1 protein-coding gene is annotated in these 1,234 nt (G+C 42.1%); it reads right to left on the bottom strand.

Features of this window, described 5'->3' with window-relative positions; genetic code table 11:
• A partial coding sequence (locus tag ACFVSH_RS26790; RefSeq protein ID WP_387708863.1) for a proline--tRNA ligase occupies positions 1 to 1,234 on the bottom strand: 1,234 nt, incomplete at both ends.

Raw genomic sequence — 1,234 nt, 5'->3', positions numbered from 1 at the left:
GGCTAGTGTACGGGAAACACCAATGCCATAACAGCCCATGATCATAGGCTGCGTCCTTCCATTCTCATCCAGGAATGTCGCATTCATAGCTTCAGAATATTTAGTTCCCAGTTTGAATACGTGGCCTACCTCAATCCCTTTGGCAAATTTAATCTTTCCGTTTCCGTCCGGTGATGGGTCACCCTCTTGGATGAAACGAAGATCTATATAATTATCCACGTTAAAGTCACGAGCGGGATTTACGTTCACATAATGGTGGTCTTCCTCATTTGCACCACAAATTCCATTAACCATGGCCTCAACGGCAACATCCGCAATCACTTCGACTTCAGAAGTGACATTGATTGGTCCAAGTGATCCAATTGTACATCCTAAGACTTCTTTCGTCTCATTTGGATCGACCAATTCAACGATTGAAGCGTTATAGAAATTCTTCAGCTTGATATCATTGACTTCATGATCTCCTCGTACCAAAACAAGCACATACTTTTCATCCACTTTAAACAATAACGATTTTATTAGTTTCTCTGCACTAGTATTCAAGAATGAAGCAACTTCTTCAATCGTTTTTTGGCCTGGTGTATGAATTTTTTCAAGTGCAATTTGTTCTTCGGAGCTTTTTTCATATTTAACGCTCACAGGTGCCATTTCAATATTAGCTGCATAATCGGAAGTATCAGAATATGCGATGGTATCCTCCCCAATTTCAGACAGGACCATGAATTCATGTGTATCCTTACCACCCATTGCCCCAGAATCGGCAATGACGGCACGGAAGTTCAGCCCACAACGGCTGAATATATTCGAATATGCCGCATATAAATTTTTATAAACAGCATCCAGGCTTTCTTGATTAGCATGGAAAGAATAAGCATCCTTCATGATGAACTCACGTCCACGCAACAATCCGAAACGCGGTCTTTTTTCATCACGGAATTTGGTTTGGATCTGATAAACCGTTAATGGAAGACGCTTATAGGATTTCACTTCATCACGAACTAAGCTGGTTATCACTTCTTCATGTGTGGCACCAAGCGCAAATTCACGGTTGTTGCGATCCTTAAGCCGCATCAACTCTGGACCATAGGTATACCAGCGTCCAGATTCCTGCCAGAATTCGGCTTGTTGCAGAGCCGGCATCAACAATTCTACCGCACCAGCATTTTCCATCTCTTCCCTAACGATAGCCTCAACCTTTTGAAGCACCTTTTTTCCAAGCGGCATAAAACTATAT

The sequence above is a fragment of the Peribacillus sp. NPDC058002 genome (genome assembly GCF_042886655.1).
GTDB lineage: Bacteria > Bacillota > Bacilli > Bacillales > DSM-1321 > Peribacillus > Peribacillus aracenensis.
Note: the sequence above shows the minus strand (reverse complement) of the source record. Positions and strands in the feature narration are given on the sequence as shown.